Annotated in this window: 18 protein-coding genes; 17 read left to right on the top strand and 1 reads right to left on the bottom strand. The window is 40.6% G+C overall.

Features of this window, described 5'->3' with window-relative positions:
* Positions 1 to 7 precede the first annotated feature (7 nt).
* Complete coding sequence (locus M4D81_RS28350) at positions 8 to 316, bottom strand: hypothetical protein (protein WP_119851401.1); 309 nt, start codon at positions 314 to 316, stop codon at positions 8 to 10.
* A 261-nt stretch (positions 317 to 577) separates the two neighbouring features.
* Between M4D81_RS28350 and M4D81_RS28355 the strand changes: the two genes are divergently transcribed.
* The 17 genes from M4D81_RS28355 to M4D81_RS28435 all read left to right on the top strand — a co-directional run bounded on the left by M4D81_RS28355 (position 578) and on the right by M4D81_RS28435 (position 21,135).
* Positions 578 to 1,189, top strand: coding sequence for a hypothetical protein (locus M4D81_RS28355; RefSeq protein ID WP_260068871.1), 612 nt, complete (start codon positions 578 to 580; stop codon positions 1,187 to 1,189).
* Between the two features lie 104 nt (positions 1,190 to 1,293).
* On the top strand, positions 1,294 to 1,776 hold the full coding sequence (locus M4D81_RS28360) for a hypothetical protein (protein ID WP_260068872.1): 483 nt from the start codon (positions 1,294 to 1,296) through the stop codon (positions 1,774 to 1,776).
* Positions 1,773 to 2,624 (top strand): 30S ribosomal protein S1, encoded by an 852-nt coding sequence (locus M4D81_RS28365; RefSeq protein ID WP_260068873.1) that lies wholly within the window; start codon positions 1,773 to 1,775, stop codon positions 2,622 to 2,624. Before M4D81_RS28360 ends, M4D81_RS28365 begins: the two co-directional genes overlap by 4 nt.
* A 12-nt stretch (positions 2,625 to 2,636) precedes the next feature.
* Positions 2,637 to 3,545 (top strand): hypothetical protein, encoded by a 909-nt coding sequence (locus M4D81_RS28370; protein WP_260068874.1) that lies wholly within the window; start codon positions 2,637 to 2,639, stop codon positions 3,543 to 3,545.
* 75 nt (positions 3,546 to 3,620) lie between these two features.
* The gene (locus M4D81_RS28375) at positions 3,621 to 5,012 is read left to right on the top strand and encodes a P-loop NTPase family protein (RefSeq protein ID WP_260068875.1); all 1,392 of its coding nucleotides are present in this window, start codon (positions 3,621 to 3,623) and stop codon (positions 5,010 to 5,012) included.
* 32 nt (positions 5,013 to 5,044) lie between these two features.
* Entirely contained in the window at positions 5,045 to 6,034 is a 990-nt protein-coding gene (locus M4D81_RS28380) for an SAF domain-containing protein (protein ID WP_260068876.1), read from the top strand.
* Positions 6,035 to 6,043: 9 nt separating this feature from the next.
* Entirely contained in the window at positions 6,044 to 6,730 is a 687-nt protein-coding gene (locus M4D81_RS28385) for a hypothetical protein (RefSeq protein WP_260068877.1), read from the top strand.
* Positions 6,731 to 6,732: 2 nt separating this feature from the next.
* Entirely contained in the window at positions 6,733 to 7,575 is an 843-nt protein-coding gene (locus M4D81_RS28390; protein ID WP_260068878.1) for a P-loop NTPase family protein, read from the top strand.
* Positions 7,576 to 7,595: 20 nt separating this feature from the next.
* A complete protein-coding gene (locus M4D81_RS28395) occupies positions 7,596 to 9,476 on the top strand; it encodes an ATPase, T2SS/T4P/T4SS family (protein WP_260068879.1) in 1,881 nt (626 codons plus the stop codon).
* Positions 9,469 to 11,517, top strand: coding sequence for a hypothetical protein (locus tag M4D81_RS28400; RefSeq protein WP_260068880.1), 2,049 nt, complete (start codon positions 9,469 to 9,471; stop codon positions 11,515 to 11,517). The genes M4D81_RS28395 and M4D81_RS28400 overlap by 8 nt, the downstream gene beginning before the upstream one ends.
* 13 nt (positions 11,518 to 11,530) lie before the next feature.
* Entirely contained in the window at positions 11,531 to 11,989 is a 459-nt protein-coding gene (locus tag M4D81_RS28405) for an ABC transporter permease (RefSeq protein WP_260068881.1), read from the top strand.
* A gap of 81 nt (positions 11,990 to 12,070) precedes the next feature.
* Positions 12,071 to 12,451, top strand: a complete 381-nt coding sequence (locus M4D81_RS28410) for a hypothetical protein (RefSeq protein ID WP_260068882.1) — start codon at positions 12,071 to 12,073, stop codon at positions 12,449 to 12,451.
* An 11-nt stretch (positions 12,452 to 12,462) separates the two neighbouring features.
* Entirely contained in the window at positions 12,463 to 13,017 is a 555-nt protein-coding gene (locus tag M4D81_RS28415; protein ID WP_260068883.1) for a hypothetical protein, read from the top strand.
* 697 nt (positions 13,018 to 13,714) lie between these two features.
* Positions 13,715 to 15,520 (top strand): group II intron reverse transcriptase/maturase, encoded by a 1,806-nt coding sequence (gene ltrA / locus M4D81_RS28420; protein WP_260068884.1) that lies wholly within the window; start codon positions 13,715 to 13,717, stop codon positions 15,518 to 15,520.
* A gap of 21 nt (positions 15,521 to 15,541) precedes the next feature.
* A complete protein-coding gene (locus M4D81_RS28425; protein WP_260068885.1) occupies positions 15,542 to 16,591 on the top strand; it encodes a hypothetical protein in 1,050 nt (349 codons plus the stop codon).
* Between the two features lie 297 nt (positions 16,592 to 16,888).
* Complete coding sequence (locus M4D81_RS28430) at positions 16,889 to 17,836, top strand: stalk domain-containing protein (protein WP_260068886.1); 948 nt, start codon at positions 16,889 to 16,891, stop codon at positions 17,834 to 17,836.
* Positions 17,837 to 17,847: 11 nt separating this feature from the next.
* Positions 17,848 to 21,135, top strand: a complete 3,288-nt coding sequence (locus tag M4D81_RS28435; protein ID WP_260068887.1) for a DUF5704 domain-containing protein — start codon at positions 17,848 to 17,850, stop codon at positions 21,133 to 21,135.
* Positions 21,136 to 21,225: the final 90 nt, after the last annotated feature.

The raw sequence follows: 21,225 nt of genomic DNA on the forward strand, positions 1-21,225 counted from the left end.
CTACTCTTTATTGCTCTTCGTTTAGAGTGTGAAACAAATCGTTGAATTCTTCATATACCTTGATACCCAATGGTGTAAGACTATAAAGTTTTTGACGACCACTAGCATTATACTGTACAAAACCAAGCGCTTCAATCCAAATTAAAGCATAGTTGAGTTCTCCGCGGCGGACTCTGCTTTCAAGCGATAAATCTTCTTTGTTGTAATCCTTTTTTGACAATGATTGCATAACTAATTTTGGAGCATTGGGTAAGTTGGAAATCATTGTTTCTAAATAAGGCTTTAATTGTGACGATAAATCAAAGGAAAAGGTCATTATTATTTCACCGAGCCTTTCAAGTTACTATTATATATATTAACACACAATATAAGTAAATAACATATATCTATTAGCGTAATCAAAGGGTGTATATTTCCTCAAAACCAATGTTATTACAGTACAAAAAGATTAACTATCTAGTACATTGTACCCAACTCAAATAAATAAATACAGAGGTTCTTGAAAATATTTTGTGGAACTGAAGGTTGATACTATAATTATATAAGATGAAATTTATTGGGGAGGAGTAGGTGATATATGTATCATTTTTTTGATCCTTCAATCAGACCTGTTACTACTACCGATTTAGCAGGAAATATTATATATGTTCGGACCCATGGACTTCACCATTATGGTTATCCTGATATTTATTTAGATAATGTAACAAGTAATTACGAGGAGTTATTTCATTCAATATTGGATAAAATGTACTCGCTTGATTTTGATATCAATCAGATCTGGAAGTTCAATGGTCACATAATACAATTTGAGATTTACCCAGAAGAGAAGCTTGCAAAAATCGTTTTCCCATCAAATGATGAAATAAAAATCATTACAATCAATAATCCCGTGACTGATGAACCATATAAATTATTAACCAGAGGAATTCAGCTATTTTATAATCTACCGGAAATTACTATTACAGCAGAAATACCTTATTCAAGAGAAATTATTGAATATGTTTTAGAACAAATCCAGCAAGGTGAATCCTTCGACGGAAACTCGTTTATTTTGTACGATGGGCTGCAGTATGATGTGGTACAAAATTCAGACCGATATGGATTTCCCCAGCTAGAAATCCAACTTGTGAAAAAATCCGAAAAACGGATATTTAAAGAGAAAGGTAGCCATCTAAAGAGGGTGAAATAATAGTCCTTCATTTTTTTGATTAATAGTTGTATATTAATATATATATTATTTAATAAATTGATATGAGTGTGTAGAAAGGAGAACTTATAGAAAGGAGTTTTAGATTGTTTGATGAGCATCTTATTAAAGAATTGGAATTTGTTCTAACCCATCCTCATTGTAACGTGGAGAAAATAGAATCGTTCTATAACAATTGTCTAATGATGAATGAATCAGTCCCAGTCTACGCATTTGTTAAAACGGTTAATATGATAAATCCTCAACTATTGGAGGAATGGTCTAATAAAAACCCGATGGTAAGGGTAGCAGCTCAGGAATTAGGAGTGAAAGCAGAGGTTAGCAATATCAGAACAAGCAACTTCTCAATTCAAATCAGTATTGATTTATCTGGACATCTACCCAAAGGCGGACTGTATAAAGTAGTTTGGTCTTCTGAACTTGAGGAGGGACTTTTTAATCAAATGTTTAAACGAAGAGCAATCCATGTTATAGACAGAAAACGTCGAGAAGTGGAGTTAATAGGATTCCGATTTTTGACGGATCGTAATTGTACACTTTATTTAAAAGTTAAGGAGGAATCAGCATGACGACTTTTCAAGCTCTATCGTCCAATCCTATGCAAGAGTATCGTACTTCTCTTCGACGTAAACAAATTCACCAGGGCACGGTAAGTGGAGTCGAGGTACATGAACCGCATGGTAAAAAAATGGAATGTGCACTTGTTCGATTAAATAACGGCCTTAAGGGATTGATCTTCGAAGATCAGTTTGATAAGCATAAATTTCGTTCACTAGTCGGCTTTATTGATCATCGAATTGATTTTATGGTATTGGATGTTCAAAAGATGGGATTGGACCCTAATCAATATCAGGTGTTCGATGAAGAAAAGGGAATTGTCTTGCTTTCACGTGTTCAAGCAATTGAAGAATTGCAGGAAGAATTCTGGGAGACTGCAGAAGAGGGCCATGTTGTTACGGGTACAGTATCGGGTTGGGAAGAGAGCCGATTATATATTTTGGTTAAAGGGGTATCATGTGTACTTGCAATACAGGATTACGAATATGATTGGACATTCTCCGCTAAAAACCTAGTTCCCTTGGGAACATCTCTCACTGTGAAAATTACAAAGATCGATCGAGAGAATCAACAAGTAAAAGTATCTCGAAAAGAATTATTAGAGGATCCATGGAATCGTGTTCGAGAAAATTTTGGAGTCGATAATTTTTATGCTGGTGAGATAACAGGGGTAGTCGAAAATGTTGGGATTTTTGTAAAAATCGCTCCTGGCATTGAAGTGCTTTCATGGTTTCCGAAGAGGTTGCCATCACATGGACAATTAATCGGAAAACATGTAAGTGTTAAGATAAAGAGCATCGATGCTGAGAGAAGACGGATAAAAGCAAGAATCTGTAAGTTTCCTCATGAAATTTATTAAGGGGAGTGTGTTATGGAATTTCAAGTGTCTCCGTTGATAAATACAACGGGAGAGATGGCACTCCAACCTAAACCTGTATGGGATGATCCATATGCGTATATCACCGGGATGGATCAGTTAACAAGACATGAGTTTTATTACATCGAAGAAAAAATAAAAAATGGTTGGATTACAGACAGGGATATTGAAATCGTCAAATTTTTATTCGTTCACCGTTGGATAACATTGATACAACTACAACAGATTTTCTTTGGAGAAGCAGAGCGAGACGAAACGGTGAAAAAGAGAGTTCGGAAATTACTAAAGTATGGGCTGATTAGACGTATTCAGTGGAAAACCTACTCAAGCCCTACCGAAAATCGGCAAAGTTTTTACGAACTCGGAGCTAGTGGTGCTGATATCTTGAAGTATAGGTACGGAATAGCCTTAGGAAACAGAGATCCGCGAGCAGCTCGTCCCACTACGATGCTGTATCGAATGAAATACATCGTAACAAACGAGCTGTACATACAACTTCGTGAAAACTTCAATATGATTCATTTTGAATTCCACCCGATATTGAAATTAGAAGATGACCAGCAAATACCAATGGCACGTTACATACTTCAAACACCGGCTGGTAAGAAAATAATATTCTATTTGGTGGCTCATCGAGATGATGAGAAGTGGCTAAAAACACTTAGGTACCAGGCGCAGTTCTATAAAAGTTATATCAGTGGAGGAGAAGATGGGGGGATTTTAGTCCTGTTGCTATCCTCAGACGAAAAAGCAGAATTAGCACAAAAGCTACTGCTACAAGAAGGCATTACTAATTTGGTCTGGTTTATTACTGATAAGGATTTATATGATACTGAGAAGGACCTTAAAACCAGCTTCTTCTTTTTTAAAGACGAAGGAAAGCAATATTACAATCTTGGATGAAATTTCTCTATTCAATACTTATATATTAATAAATTAATAAATTAATTAATATACGGACTTAAACAGGGGGTTGAAATGAATCGCATATTCTTAGCTACCCCGGATCGGGATGAAGCAGAATGGCTCACTGATGAGCTAAGTGAGGTCGGAAAAATAGTAAGGACAATCGATTCTTTAGACTTCTTTATACCTCAGTGGGAGTCCATCGAAGCGAATGTAGTTATTTTTATGGAAAATGTAATAAGGTCGGATGAAGCATTTATACGTCTGATTAAAAAAGTGCGCTCTGAACGACCAGATTCATCAATTATGTTGGTTTATCATCGTGAGGATGATGAGTTAATTTCTAACCTGCACGATGAAGGTGTCACCTGTTTGAATTATATGGACCTAGAGCCAGGTATCGTGGAGCTCCGGCTCTTAGAGGCATTAGGACATAAATTACCAGTCCCTGTTCCGGAACAGATGACGGTGGTAAACCAGGACGTTGAATACAATCCGGAAAGTGAAATAAATGACTTGTTGTTTGAGTCACCTGAAGAAGTAGAGAAAACACCCGATCCAAATAACGAAGAGAAGAAAATAGGAGCAGATGAATTTGAGCAGGATAATCAACCGGCATTTTTGATTGGGGAAAAGGCTAGGGGAATAGGGAGACAAATCTCCGAGACTAGCTCTAAGCTCTTCGGGAAAATTGAAGAAAAGAAACGGTTGATTATTGAGAGTCAGAAGAAAAAAAGCACAGATGTAATTCGAACAGATGATATCGATTTTGCACCTATATTGCGTAATGGCAATAAACGCAAAAAAGAAAGATTTGTTGGAACGGCAGTCATCGCTGTAATCGGCGTGAAGCCTGGCGTAGGCTGCACGCATACCTCTGTTATGATTGCAAACTATTTAGCGAATGAAAATTATCCTGTTCTCCTGATAGAGGCAAATGATTCAAATGATTTTGTAGAAATTGAAGCTGCCTATGAAGGTATTGAAAATCCAACAACACTCAAAAATCCAACATTTACAATCGACGGAGTAAGATATGTCAAGAATGTCACGGACCTAAAGCTTTATCAATACCATCCTGGGAATTATGCTTTCATCATTCTCGATATGGGCGCTTATCAAAATAGTTACTGCTATGAGGAATTCTTACGAGCTAATATATCCATCGTCATTGGGTCAGGAAGTGAGTGGAAGCAAAAAGATATCTCCACATTCTTTGAGGAACAGATACACCTGGATCAAAGCAGATGGAAATTGTGTGTTCCTTTGGCCACAAAGCAGACGATTGAAGATATAAGAAAAAAACTGCCAAAGCGAAAAATTCACGCCTTACCTTTTCAACCGGATCCTTATAGAAGGGACAAGGTTGTAAATTCGACATTGGAAGATATGTTAAAGCTGCATCAGCATCAACGGTTATCAGTTCTTAAGAAAAAGATGCAGTCGTTCTTTCAAGATAAATAACGGTGGGCTTGAGTTCAGAAGGGAGAAGAAACATGTCAAGGATAAGATTTCGCCAAAAACAATTACTGTTAGCGGCCTCAATCGGCGGAGCAGCGGTATTGTTGATCTGTTTTACTTTCGGATTTTTCTATTTTAATCACATAGAAAAAAGGAATGAAAGTGAAAAGCTCGTGATTGAACAAGAACGTGACTATGCTAAAAAACAATTAGAAGAGGAGACAATAGCAGTTCAAGTTGCAGCTGCAGATTATACGGCTGGTGATCTTCTACAAAAATCTGATCTAGTGACAATTAATATTCCGAAACGAGCCGTTCCAGACAATGTAATGAGTGCAAATGACATTGTGGGAAAGTATACGAAAATTAATCTCAAAAAGAATACCCCAATTACAGCGTCCATGCTTTTTGAGGAAGGCATTACACCGCATGATTTAAGAAATCAAGAGTTCCGCCTAATCGAGCTGCCAAGCAAACTCGACAAGGATGAATTTGTAGACGTTCGTGTGAAATTTCCGACAGGACAAGATTATATTGTTTTGTCTAAAAAGAAAGTCAAGGATCTGGCCAATGGAACAATCTGGTATGAAATGAACGAAAAAGAGATTCTTACCATGTCTAGTGCAATCGTAGATGCGTATATCAACGATGCATCGATATATGCGCTCAGCTATGTGGATCCATATGTGCAAGACGGGGCTTACGTTACGTACCCTGCAAATGAAAAAGTGCTGGATCTTATTGAATCCGATCCGAATATTGTTGAGGTTGCAAAAACGGAGCTTGAGCGCAGATATCGCCAGAAGCTTGAGAGCGATCTGCAGTCCATGACTGAAAAACAAAGGCAGGATTATATCAATGGACTGAACGGTACGAAGAAAGAGTCTGAAAAAGCAGAAGACAACTCAGCAAACACCGGGAATTCGTTACTTGATCAGCAGCAACCCATGAATCCAAGCTCGGATGCAGTTTTCACGGATAACAATGAAAGTGTCCCTTTAACAGATACTACGGTCACGGAGTAGGAGGCAGGCATGAAGAAGATTCTCTTTATAGGTGATTACGATAAGACTGATTTAATGTTTTACATTGCGAAGCTGATATCACAGGCACAGGAAAAGAAGGTACTGATCGCTGACTGCACTGTAACCAGCCGATATGAATTTGCCTATCCGAAAGTCGAGATGGCCTCGCTATTGCAGGAGTATGACCATTTTGATATTGCTGAAGGTTTGTCTAGCTACAGTGATCTCGATGCAATACTTAAGAACGACGAATATGACATCGTACTGATTGATGTGGAAAATGAAGAGGCCTTAAGAAATTGGCCGGCAGCTGATCTGTATTATCTCGTTTCCTCTTTTGAGAATCCAGTAATGCGGAAGAATGAAAAGCTTATACAATCCTATTTTCAAGAAAAGCCGGCTTCCGAGCTGTACCCTTTTAGCAAAATCATTTTTGAAGTCCATGGTACTCAAAATGAAACTTATCTCAATGATCTCTTAGATAAGCACCCTATTCATTGGGGGGATACCTTGACGTATTATCCGGATGAGCGTGATTTAACCCGGAAAATTAATAATCAATTCTCCAGTAAGGTAATACTGAAAGGGTTGTCCGGGCCGTACAAAGACGTCATTAAGACGGTAGTATCCCACATTCTTGAACTAAGCGCCAAGGAAACAATGAATTTATGGAAGCAAGCTGAAAGGAGTAAATAGCTATGGGGCAAATTGCATTTTGGGGCTACCAACACGGCCTGGGCGTTACGAGTAATACCGCAGCAATTGCAGCTTTGATTGGTTTGGAATATCAAATTCGAACCCTTTGTGCGCAGCCACAATGGTCCGATGCAACATTGGAACGAGCGTTTCGAAGAGCTTTACATCAGTCGAATCCTGAGTTTTTCGATTTTACGGGTACCGGCATTGACTCTTTAGAACGAGCTGTTCGGGCAGGGAAGTTGCAAAATGATTCCGTTAAAAACAACTCCCTTTTCATCGAACGGGATCGTCTCGATTTTCTGAAGAATAGTGGAAAACTTAATCGAGAACAGTTTGAAGCATCGACGGATGTCCTTAACATCATTTATGAAAGTGCACGCGCCTACTACGACGTTTTGCTTTTGGATCTGCATAGTGGATCGAATAGTAATGTGGGACAATCCATGCTTCAAGATTCGGATCTGATTGTTGTATGTGTTAACCAGAACATTAATGTGCTGGAGAAATACTTTGAGAGCAAAGACTCCTGGCCGGCAGAATTACACACAAAGCCACATGTCTTGTTGGTCGGCCAGTATGATATTGAGTCAAAATATAAGATCAAGAACATTGCCAATAAGTATCGCTACAAAGCTCCCATTCTTACGGTTCCGTATAATACCAACTTCAAGGATCATTACAACGATGGAGACGTAAAAGGATTCTTTACCAAAAATCGCTTTATAGCCAAAAACCACGAGAATTTTCATTTCATACAGGAGGTCCGCAGAGCAGCTGAGTTCATTCTGACAGAAGTCGGAATCAACACCAAAATCAAAAATATTGAGAGAGGAGTGTCTTAATGGGGACGACTTTAAATTTCATGATTATCGTCCTCATTCTAATCGGCCTTATTTTGTTTTTGATTTTCAAGCTTCGGCGTAAACCGGTCCAGCATTTTTCCAAGAAAGAAGAATTGGACAGGGAACGATACGAGATCGAAGAAATTCTCGGTTTCGTGAAACGGACGATAAGCGATTTTATCAATACCAATTTATTGGATTTGGCACTATCTGAAGAAGAATATAGCCGTCGAAAAGCCTTGGTAGTTGAATTGGAAAAAGCCTTGAAGAATGCAAATACAGGGGATATCCAAGAGAAGGTATACCTCAAACAGTACATTTATGATCTGTTAGAACGCAAGTACGGCATTGATGAACACAACGTGAACTGGATCATTCCTTTTAATGAACCTGATAGCCTTAGTGATCAGGACAAATTTGATATTCTTCTACATTTGTACAAGAAGAAGTACGGATTCAAGGGGCTAGAGCAGTTGATTACCCAGTATCATCTGGATGATTTAAAATCAGTGATCGAAGACGGATCCACCGAGTCCTACATCATTACAAGCGAAGAAATTAATAAGGTATATAAAATGGAGGCCGCCAAACACAAACTCGATTTTCACGACCGGTTGAGCGTTGTAGTCCAACGGATTTACTCGCAGTACAAGGGATATGGAGTGATCGATGACATTTTAAACCAGAAAATCGACGGTGTGTCCGGCGGGGTATCTGGTGTACCTAGCTCAATGCAGCTACTCGATGACGAAGTGGATCTGATGAACTCCATGAAAAAGATCAAGCACCACGGATACGAAAGTGTGTGGATCTTCTATAAAGGAAAATCAATTCACTTATCTTTTCTTAGCTATGGCTCAGAGCTCGAATTAAAGCGAATCGTCAACAACATCTACAAATATGACAATCCGAGCCAGATGAATGAACAGACAGGTTTCAAAGTAAACGAATTGAAAGATGGTTCGCGGGTTGTTGTTGCCCGTCCACCTTTTGCCGAAAGCTGGGCGTTCTGGGTTCGGAAATTTGACCTACCGAACATGTCTCTTGAAAAGCTGATCTCGGATGAATCTGCTGATAATGCTGAACTCCCGAGAGAACTTATCAAGTTTTTCATGAAAGGTGCACGAATAACAGCCATTACAGGGCCCCAAGGTGCCGGTAAAACGTCTCTTATGATGGCCGCAGTTAAGTATATTCCGGCAACGTATAACTTGCGAATCCAGGAACTGGCTTTCGAGCTCAACCTTCGGAAATTGTACCCGCAGCGAAATACGATCGCTTTTCGGGAAACAGACTACATTACCGGCCAACAAGGACTTGATTTTCAAAAGAAAACAGATGGCACCGTCAATTTGCTGGGTGAGGTAGCTACTGATCCAGTGGCTGCTTGGATGATAAAAATGGGTCAAGTCGCGAGTTTATTCACGATCTTCACCCATCATGCCAAAACATTTCGAGATCTTATGTGGTCCTTGAGAAATGCATTGATCAATACACAAGCCGCCACAGATCAAAAAGCAGCAGAAGAACAGGTAGCCAAAGTCATTGAGCTTGATGTCCATGTGGAAAGAAGCAGTACCGGTCGCCGATACATCGAGCGTATCACGGAGTGCATCTATCAAGAGCATGATGACTCGGCGCTCGAGAACATCCAATCGGGAGACGGTCTTGAATCCAAAATGGATGCCCTTATAGCTATAAAAAAGGAAGAGATCTTACGTAAGACAGGCCGTGTTTGGAAGGATCGAAACATTGTTGAGTACCGAGACGGAAAATACATTGCTTGTGAACCCTTATCAAAGGAAAAGGTTCATCAAATGCTGTCCATCATGCCCCCAAAAGATGCAGATAATTTCCGGATGTTTTTAAAAAAATACTGGGGGAATGTGAGCTATGATTAACACCCAAATTCTATTAATCATATGTCTCATCGCGCTGTTTATTTCAGGAGCTGCCTATTTTGTCTCTCAGCGAAAAGCGAAGCCTGTAGGATACAGTGGGGCCAGAAAGATAACCAACAAACGACTGATGGTATTTTATCAAAAATCATATGTTGAGTTTTCAAAAGTCCCTTTTCTTAGCAAACTGATTAGGCGCGTACGGTTTCGGCTTTCGACCATTAATCCTTACGACGAGCTGACACTTCGAAAAGAAACCATGCGAATCACTTTAAGGGTCCTTGCCATTTCCCTTGTAGTTATCACAACTATGGCGATTTTTAGTAAAAGCTTTGTCATGGTTCTGTTCACCATAATGGGCGTCGTTGTACTGAATACACTGCTTATTAGTATTTTTGTAAAGCGAGTTGAAGACCGACTTCTCGTACAATTTGTGAACTATTTGGAAGAAGTTCGGCATGACTACCAGGAGCTGAAACTGGTAGATGAATCGATATATCAAGGTGCTCAACGATCACCGCACGATATGAAGCTTCAGTCTGAGCGGATCCACGATATATTGACATCCAAGGATCCTAAAAAAGAATTAGAGGCGTTCTATGCGGTAGCTCCAAACCGGTACTTAAAACTTTTTGCAGGTGTTTCGTATTTGGTCATGGAGCATGGGGATCGGGTCGTATCAAAAGGTTCCATGTACTTGAATGCCTTGAGTAAGTTGGTTCGAGAGATCCGGGATGATGTCCTGAGACGAAGGCGGTTAAGCTACAAGCTCAGTAACTTATCTTTATTCGCTTTATTGCCAATCTTGTTCACCTTTCCAATTGAAACCTGGGCAACAACCTATTTCCCAATTATGAAACAATTCTACGCTGGGAATATCGGATATATTTTACGGATTATTCTTTATTCTGCATGCATCATCTTCTACTTATTAGTTCGTAAAATCGGTGAAATCGAAGATGCCAGGTATACCGCAGTGGGGAGCAGAAAGAATTGGGAGAAGCATGTCTACAATTTGCCAGGTGCTCGGTGGTTCATTGATCGAATAGTTCCATCGAAAAGGACAAGAAAACACTATCAGATAACACTTTTGCTAAAAGAATCAAACTCACCACTTACTATTGAGTGGTTCTATATACAACGAATAGTTGTGAGTTTGGCTTGTTTTATCGGAGTCATCGCTCTATCCATTTTCCTTCATTGGAATACAAGCCATCAAATCCTAACCAATTTAACAACAGAGACACCACACATGATGGGCTTCATGACCGAAGATGAGAAGCTAAGGGCTCAAGAGCTTACTGACTTTGATAATGTAGTAATTCGAGACTTGAAAGGAGCTGATACTTTAACCAGAGATGCGGTCTTGGAAAGGGTAATGTTGCTGCCGGATGCGCCAACGGAAAATACTGCTTTGAGTAAAACTGTCACCAGGATTACGGAGAAAATGGAAATTCTCAACAATCAATATTTTAAGTGGTGGGAGCTTCTCATTGCGATTGGTACGAGTTGTATAGGTTTTTTCATCCCATTATGGATAACGCAATTTCAAAAAAGGATGCGGATTTTAGAGATCCAGAATGAAGTTGACCAATTCCATGTAGTGATTTCCATTCTGAGTCAATTTGAACGTATGAATGTGCAAACAATCCTCGAATGGATGGAAAGATACAGCATCATTTTTCGACCGGCACTACGGAAATGCATCGTTAATTTTGACAGTGGTCCTGAAAGGGCGATAGTAGAGCTCAAGGAGGATGCACCATTCATTTCCTTTGTAAGAATCATTAACAGACTGCAGCTGGCACTAGAAAAAATACCATTGATTCAAGCTTTCGATGATTTAGAACTGGAGCAAGAGTTTCATCGGGAGCAAAAAATGGACCGCATGAATCGACTCATTAGTAAAAAAGTGTTATGGGGGCGGATCTGCGGCTGGACACCATTCTATATGTGTGTCCTGCTTTACCTTTTGTTTCCAATGCTCTATGTATCTATTGGGCAAATGGACAAAACGATGAGTAATTTAATGAATTTTACTTAAAGGGGAGAAAAAAATGGAAGAAACAACTAGCTCAGGATTACGAATTACCGGTGGCATTTTTCTGACCATTGGATTGATTACACTCGTGGTTATTCTTTTCGCGGTTTTTCAGGCGGGTGCTAAGACCGGCCAAGAGAAAATGACAGGGATTCAGCAGACATTATCTCAATCCGAGTACAACAATTACGACAACTCGATTATGTCTGGAAGTCAAGTGCTGAATGCGGTTCGTCAATATATGAATCAGGATCAGTTTGGAGTAAGAGTAATTACTGGTAAGGGCGGCAGCAATACTTACGGTAATGAATTTAACGCTAACGGCGAAATTGTAGGCACTGGAAAAAATACGGATATTACAGTAGCGCAAAACCAATCTAATCCTAACTATATCAATCCATCAGGAAAATTCTCATCTCAGGTAGTTTTCGATGCAAATAACGTAGCAAGAGGCATTATCTTCAGTCAACCGTAAATAGGGAACGTTTATGAGGATTCCCCTGATCCATGAGGGGAGATGGGGAATCCTCCATTAAATTAAGGGAGCATTCAATATATGAATGAGAATACCGAAGCTGGCATTTCGATTACAGCAACAATTTTTGTCTTTATAGCGGCTGCAACATTAGCTCTCTGGGCTCTCGTTTCTCAGGAACAAAGTGTAAAAAGCATACAACAATTACATGCAAATGAAGATCATCGCCTTTTCAATTCGATTCAAGAGGCTGGCAAGGAAGTTTATTCAGGTGCGCAAGTCATTTATAGCATATTTCAAATTAAGAACTTGAACGCAGATATTCAAGTTGGAAACCTTATCTACTCTAAAAATTTAACGATCGAAAATACCGATGTTTCTAGCATCGATCCGGATAAAAAATTCAATGTAACATATGAACGAAATACTGATGGCGAATTAGTAAAGATTATTTTTAACTAGGGGATGAATTCATGGACGCAAATTCCAAACTAGTGGCTGCATTCCTGGCTTTAGCGTTGTTAGTAGTTTACCCATTGTACCAAGCAGCGGAGCGTCACGATGACCAAATCCAAACGGTTGTTCACCAGGCAGTTACTGAATTTGTTGATGCGGCACGCACAAAGGGGTACATTTCACCACAAATGTATCTTCAATTTAATGAAAGGCTTGGGGCTACAGGAAATGTTTACGAAGTGAGCATTGAGCACTTACATAAAAAATACAATCCGGTTTATACCGACCCAGCCAATCCTGCGTCATTTCAAAACAGCTTTGATACCTATTATGACGGACACTATACCGAGGAAATCATGAAAGTTATTTTTCCTGAAGCAAACATTCCTGAAGACAGCGACACTCGCAAGTACAAGCTGGCTGTTAATGATTTTATCAAGGTACAGGTTAAAAACAAAAATAGAACGATGGCCACTATCTTGAATGACTTTATCTTGGTCGGAAACAGTGGAGATGTCCCAAAGATTTTTATGCCTTACGGGGGGATGGTTCTGAATGAAGATTACGAGTGACTTGTTCTGCTATAACCGCTTAATAGAGGGAAAAGCAGAGACTTAATTACTTAAGTCTAACTCTGCGGCCGAGGATTGGAATGAGGGGACCAAGTTTCCTGAAACAATCCCATTAATCTCCTGCGTGCGTAACACGGGCAGCGTGTTAGGTTCGAAGCACAGGTAAAGTCGGCAGAAGGAAGGCTAGAGCCACTCATCCTGAGAAGGTATGTCAACTGATATGCCGGATGGCTGAAAAGCTAGCTATGGTGAGAATGATCTTCAGATCTGACGAACCTCCGAATGTACGGGTCTATATTCATAACGTATGGAAACATACGTCCTGACAAAAGATCAGGGTGGACGGCGTAAAGTACGATTGTAGTCTAGGAAATACGCTATATCGAACTAAGGCGATATCCAGTCCACAGGCTCAAAGGATGCACCTAAGGCTCAGCACGAATAGCTAGGTCACAGGGAACAAGGAAAGCAAGGAACGTCGTAATAGCGGACTGCCATCCCAGACGGCTACTATAAGGCAAAACATATGCCGAAATGTACTAATCCTTGTGAGAGTAGAGGCACGACCGATGATATTCCTGTAATGGGTTTGGAGGAACAGCCTCAAGTCTTTTTAAATTAATATCAATTTTCCAAAAAGTGAATTGCACCGATCAGGTAGGAACGTGGGAAATCTCCTGAAAGAGGTGATGCCACAGTGCAAACTCTACGTTACTGGGACTACTATGACATGACGAGTACCTTTACTGACCTATATGAAAACGCTCAAAAAAGGATAGCTTTTAACAATCTCTATGACCTAATAACTATGAAACAGAATATCCTTTTGGCATACCGCACCATAAAGTCAAATAAAGGCTCGGTTACACCCGGAACAGATGGCAAAACGATTGAAAACCTAAAAACACTAACAGATGAAGAAATGGTACTCCTAATAAGGAGAAAGCTACTGAATTATCAACCAAAGAAAGTTAGACGAGTCCTTATCCCCAAGCCTAACGGGAAAAAAAGGCCACTGGGTATTCCCTGTATAACCGATAGAATCATTCAGCAATGCTTCAAACAAGTTATTGAACCCATTGCTGAAGCTTACTTCTACAAACATAGCTACGGCTTCAGACCAGTGCGGTCAGCACATAATGCCCTTGCCAGAGTGCAACATTTAATTAATATGGCGAACCTCCACTATGTTGTAGACGTAGACATACAAGGGTTTTTCGATAATGTTAATCACACATTACTCTTAAAACAGCTATGGAACATGGGAATAAGGGATAAAAGAGTACTGAGAATCATCAGCAAAATGCTAAAAGCTGAGATTGAAGGAGAAGGTACCCCATTAAAGGGCACTCCACAGGGTGGAATTTTATCACCACTATTATCCAATATCGTACTAAACGACTTGGACCAATGGGTAGCTGGGCAATGGGTAAATTTTGAAACACAATATGCGTATGCGGGGAACTTTCACAGAATTAGAGCACTCAAGAAAACCAACCTCAAAGAAGGTTACATTGTTCGATACGCAGATGATTTCAAAATACTCTGCCGCGATTGGAAGACAGCCCATAGGTGGTACCATGCAGTCAGACTCTATCTCAAGGATCGTCTTAAACTTGACATCTCACCCGAAAAATCACAAATCGTGAACCTTAGAAAACGAAAATCTGATTTCCTAGGGTTCACTATATGGGCTGAGAAAAAAGGAAAAAAGAGAGTAGCATACACGGGCATAAACAACAAAAAGAAAAAACAGCTCAAGAAGGAAGCAAAAGATCGAATCAAAACAATACACAAATCGCCCACTGCACAAAATGCACTCTTGTTCAATAGCTTTGTACTTGGAATCCACAGGTACTTCTCACGAGCAACACATGTTAGTGTTGAGTTCGCACGACTTGCCTATGATCTGAAAGCATTCACTTACAATCGTCTAAAAGCAATCGGGAAATATCAACATCCAAATATTCCACCACCAACCTACAAAAAGTTCTACAAGAATAACTACAGAACTTTTAAAGTTGCAGGAGTATTCCTATTCCCTTTAAGAGATGTGAAAACGATGAACAACTTATGTTTTCAACAAGATCTAAACCCATTCACATCTGAAGGTAGAACACTACTTCATAAGAAATTAAATCCGGACATAAATTCTGAGATTATTAAACTCATGAAGTCCAACATCCCGGATCGGAGCATCGAATATCTGGATAACAGGTTGAGTAGATACAGTATGAAGGCGGGGAAATGCGAAATTTCAGGCGTCTTCCTTACCGCTGAGGAAGTACATTGTCATCACCTTCAACCCCTTCACCTTGGAGGAACGGACATGTACAAAAATCTACGAATCCTACACAAAGATATCCATAAAATAATTCATGCATCAATACCGGAGACGATTGTTAAACTCATGTCTACCATTGAAATTTCTGAATCCATAATTCAGAAGATCAACCAGTACCGTAAAATGAGTAACTTGGAACCTATTGATATAAAAATCTAAAAAGATGGAGCGCCGTGTGCGATGAAAGTCGCACGCACGGTGCGGAGAAGGGGAAAAGGCGGTGATCGTATCAAATCCTTACCTATTTCTATTAATTTTGCTATCGCCTTCGTACTCATATTTTTTCCCTTTTATTATGTATTGGATGCTCGAACGAATGATCTCAAACTCGTCGCGCAGCTGGAAGACCAATATGATGTAGCTTTGAAGACTGCAGCTCAAGATGCTAGTTTTGTGTTGAATCTGAACGAGCTGCAGGAATACGAAGCCGGCTATCAATCTGCCAAATTTTTTAAAGCTAATAAAGAACTGGCTATAGATACTTTTTTCAAGACCCTCTACCTCAACTTTGGCGTAAAAGACGATTATATTGGGCAAGGAGCCTTAGCTTCATATATCCCAGCAGTCGTGATCCTTGATTATGACGGTTACTACCTGTACACGATCAGAGAGTATAACAATCGTGAAGGGACAACTGAAATGAAGCATATGTTGAGTCCAAAGAAACCCTATGCCTATACAGATCCCCAGGGTAATAGTATGAATTTTACGTTAGACAGCTACGTTTATGCTTATGACGCAACTAACCGAAAATGGATAGAAGGGTATCAATGGGAATTGCAGAATAAAACGAGTATTCAGGTCCTAAACAATGCCACTCGGTTTGACGAAGCTAGAAGAAGTTGGATCGTCACTAATGTACAGAACGATCTCGCTTATTTTATAAACAAACACAATGAATATATGACTAAAAGTGGTGTCAGCTACACATTCAAGCTACCGCTAATACCAAAAGAGGATTGGGTTAATACCATCGATGATATAGGGATTATGGCCTTCATCCAAGGGATCCCAATCGGAGATCAGTTTTACAATAATTATGCTTTTGGTGGTGGACGGCTAATTAAGAATCCGGTTATCTATGGAGCTGTTGATCCTCAAACTGGCCTGAAATATTACTACCGGGATAGCTGTTCCTACCCGTACCGAATCGAAGAAGCATTTAGTAGTGAAAAGGAGGCTGCAGCTGCTGGATATTTCCCGAAAGAATGTTTTAATGGTTCTCCGTAGCGTCAAATAGGTAGACTTCCTGGATTCAGGAAGACCCGGCCTAATTGTCACTTGCCGCATCGGTACAGCGTATCAGGGCGCCTCCATGACAATTAAGTACAACTACTCCAGCAGCGCCTTTGGCACTTTGCTAAGCCTCTAGTTGCGGCAAAACATACCGGCCGCAACTGATTCTAATAGTTTCGGGAAAATGGGGGGCATAAGGTATAATTGAAAGGGGTGATGCTGGTTGTTATGTTGTTATCGGAAGATTATGAAACAAGGGATTCAAAATATATAGACGGAGAGTGAGATCACATGAGAGTGATTTTTAAAAGTTTACTTGCCGGTGTTTTGTTGACAACTGTTACATATGGTGTAGTGAGTGCTAACACGACAGAAGCGAAAAGTGCAGCTCAAGTAGAAGTTTTGTTGGACGCGAAAAAGATGAAGTTTCCAGATGCCAAGCCGTTCCAAGATCAACAAGGTAGTGTGATGGTTCCGATTCGTTTTGTGTCCGAAGCTTTAGGAGGGAAGATCAGCTATAGCAAAAGTGGTGGTAAAACCACTGTTGAAGTAAAGAAAGGCACGGATACGGTCAAAATGACAGTTGGCCAAACAACTGCGTTAGTGAACGGGAAGTCCAAAAGCTATGGTACGAAGATCATTCTAAAGGATAGCCGGACATTTGTTCCTCTACGCCTGGTGAGTGAAGGTCTGGGTGAAAAGGTCAGTTGGGATAAAGTTGGCCGGTGGGTCTGGATCGGCGAGAAAAATTTCCGAAATACAGACGATGATCAGTTTAAGCATAAGCCGCTGAGTGATTTCAAACTTTACACAAAAGAAAAATATTTCTTCGAGAATCTAAAAGGGGAACCTTTTAAGGGCATTAAGATAATTCAAGCAAATCAGTTGCCTATCAAGCTTGGAAATGGAGAAATCATTTATGATATTAGACTCGAAAAAAGGAATGGGATAGACTATATTGCGATTCGAAGCACAGTTCGAGGCACGCCGATCTTTTTCATGGTAAAAAATGATTTTGTAAAGTATCGGACGGGTGTAGATAACGCTTTTATAAACCATAAAGACGGGACAGCTACGAATTATTATCCCGTTACAAGCACATCCGATGTTTTCCAAGATGGAAATTATAATCAACATTATGACTGGACAAAATTCCGTTTAAGTATGGCAGATTACATTGCCTTTAGGACAGACAAACCAGAAGATTATATCGTGGCGATTGTTAATCCCTTTAAGTAAGGAGTAGCAATATGCTGAGATCGAGAATGAAGAAAGCAATTCAAGTGATGCTTTGCTTAATAGTGATGCTCACTACGGTTTTCGTTTTCAACCCCAGTAAAGCGGAAGCTATCGGGGTCAGTAGGATGTTTCAAGATCCACAGAACCCTAATAAATATTATTTTGTAGGAATGGTATATTTCGATACTTGGAGCAATGCCGCTGGTCAGTGGACAACCGTTCCACCAGGACGTGAAACAGATGTAGACGGATTTGATTATATGTTCGAATTTAATTCGTCTCGCAAAATAAAGGACGTTAAGGTAAGTAAGTTTGATTATAACCGTCAATATGGTAATGAGATTTTTGACGCATCGCGTTCTGTTGAAATGGCGCAAAACCCAAAAAACTATTATGTAGATTCTACTTCACCAAGTTACTCATTTACAGGGAAACAATGGACGGGGAAAGGAACCAATATTGCCAACGTTCCTGTATATGTAACAAAAGGTCTTTTACAAGCACAAAGACCAGTTGACAGAAGACAAGAGGAAGAGCAAAAAGGGCAACATTTTGAGCCTCTTGTTCAAGGATGGCGGTTCTATTTCCCGACACTGTTTGAAATCGAACTCGAGCCAACAGAAGGTAAAGCAATAATTAAACACTATACAACTAAAGGCCAATCTCTTAACGGTGTCCCTGGATTTACGGATAGGGAAGAAAAGTTAGAGAAGGACCAACGATATGCTTTTACACACACACCGGGGACTGCAGACTACATATATAAAGGGCATAAGAAAAGTACGGTTTCAGCTCCGAGTGGCGGATCACCATCGTCGGGGGATCCAAGTGCATTCACTTATGATGGCACTTTCCCTATTTACTATCTGTATTTTTACTATGAACCTAAAAAAGATCCACCTCCTCCGCCGGAAAATTCATGCACTCCACCGGCGCCAGGAGCTCAGATTAATGGGAAGTACATGGATCCGGTTGTCACCGCCAAGATATTGGCCGATCAACGTGGGAGTGAAATGTTTGATGTTCTGCAGGGAATCCCGACATCCGAAAGCTTGTACGGAAACATTTTAGCTCGAAACTATCTATTCCAGAATACTTTCGTTCAAATGTCGGGAACATGTACCTTTGAAGTAAACGTGGAGAAGACATGGACTCTTCGATGGGATCCAAAGAAGCCGGGGCCGAATGGACCAGACGGTAAACCGACTGAGGTACCGGATCCGCAAGAGGATGAAGAGGTTGTTACTCAGAGATATACGGTGGTGCGGCCGTATTCGTATTGGGTGATCGATAACCTGGAAGTGTATAAGATCAACCAAGGTATTTTAAGGAACTATGCCTTACCGGGAGAGCAAATTACCATTAGTCCGCAAGGGTATCAGCCGCCGCAATTTACAACAAATGCGTCTGGAGCGTACTACCCGCCAACACCACCAGATCCTATTGTGGCACCGGCAGGATCTTACGGTGGCAGTCAATTTACAAGCAGACCATCTCCGCCGAGTGAGAATCTGCAAAGTGTTGCCGAGAATGGTGTGGAGAAGGTTGAAGTTACCAATGATGCATTAGTCTTTAATGGGGCAACGATCATGAATCCTGCCCGGACACCTGAGACAGGACCGAGGCCTGGCAACATACCTGCACCGACTCAGATCGATGAGAATGTGCTGTATAAGCCCAACAACATCATTAGCTCCAGCAAGGTCAATCGAGCCAATACAACGAGTGCCGGCACGATATTCTACAGATTGCTACCTGGCAACATTAACGGCGGCAGCGACCAAGAATTTTCGATTCACCAAATCAATACGGTAACGGTACATACACCGGTGGTGAACTATTCATCGGTTAGTGATGATCGGCCACATAATCAGAAAACAACTCCGAATTATAATAGAGCCGCGTTCATCTTGGATCGACCGTTTATAGTACGAATGCCGACAAATGGTCAGCACACGAACTATCCTGGTTACGGAAATCGAGATTACGCTAAATACTTCCGGACGAAGCAAGTGCGATTCCCTTTTGATACGTATAACAGCAGCCGCACGGTATTCTATCCGAAAGACACATGGATCGATATCCCGGTTAACCAATTGGACACCGAATTTTTCTTGCCGGTTTGGGTTGATGAGGGGAATTACCAAGTATACTTCCGAAACATTGCGGAAAATTCACCACCAGATCTTCCATATCAATACGATGCAAATCTTGATCTGGTGAATCACGTGGCAGCTGATGAAGTATCCGTGGAAGTCATTGGCCGGCTTTACGATTTCCATATTACCGATATTGCGGATTATAAATGGGAATCTGTTTTCCGGACACGACCAGGCAGCACAAATCCAACGGGAATATCCTATTGGGTTGGAACAAAGGGCATTGATGGAGAACCAAGAGGAAATACTCCACAATTCACGTTACCAATCCGGCCAGGAAGTAACCCAATCCAAGGATTTAAAAATGTGGCCGTCAAAACCGGGTATCATTTCAAATTCGATTTCAAGAGCAAGGGTAACATGTTTGGAAAAGAGGATGGTATACGTATAACACCGACATTCCACTTTGTTTCCAAGGATGGACAATATCGCTTTCCTGTTGATCTGTACTATAAAACAAATTCAAAAAATTTCGTTAAGGTAGGATCTCCAGAAGATCAAGTAAAGCGATACGTCATCTTGAATGAAAGGTTAAGAAATGTACCTGCAGAGGAAATGATCGATACTGCTAACTTTAAATATGATAACTACTTCGCGCCTGGGCAGCTGGGTTCAATCACAAGACAGCAGTATATCGATCGCTACATTTCAAAAGATACAAAACAAAAGACACCGGTTGGTGGATATGGACTGATGCTTCTTCCGGAGTATATTCGAACCTTTATCGGGCCAAAAACCAATATCCCACCATCTGTCAATGTTCAACGAGCAAATGCTGCCATCCAGAAATGGTATGGAGAATACAGCTTGCCGGCAGAGCCATATGTCGTTGAGGCTGGTACGGATCTGGCAGAGTATGCAAGAACCCACGGGGGACTCGATGATAAATCGGCTGTCTTTTTCAAGAATGGTTATATCATTGTGAATTTTAACATTGAGTCCATTCGCAATGGTGATCTGAATAATCCTCATCTTCAGTACATTAATGCACCTTTAATGAATCAATGGCAGCTTGAAGGTTATCAACGATTGGTATTTGACTCCTTCGGCAACCGGTTCAATTTAGAGGATGGAGATGTCGTTTTCTATCATGCCGATCTGTCCAGTCGGAATGATTTCAGCTCTCAGGTGCCTCATTAAATTAAAAGAGTTTCAGGGGGAGGATTTATGCTTTCCTGGAATTCCTGGCCCCTGAAGCAGCGGCAGATGGTTACCGGCTATCCGGAAGAA

It is taken from the genome of Paenibacillus sp. p3-SID867 (assembly GCF_025142895.1).
Taxonomy (GTDB): domain Bacteria; phylum Bacillota; class Bacilli; order Paenibacillales; family Paenibacillaceae; genus Paenibacillus_AQ.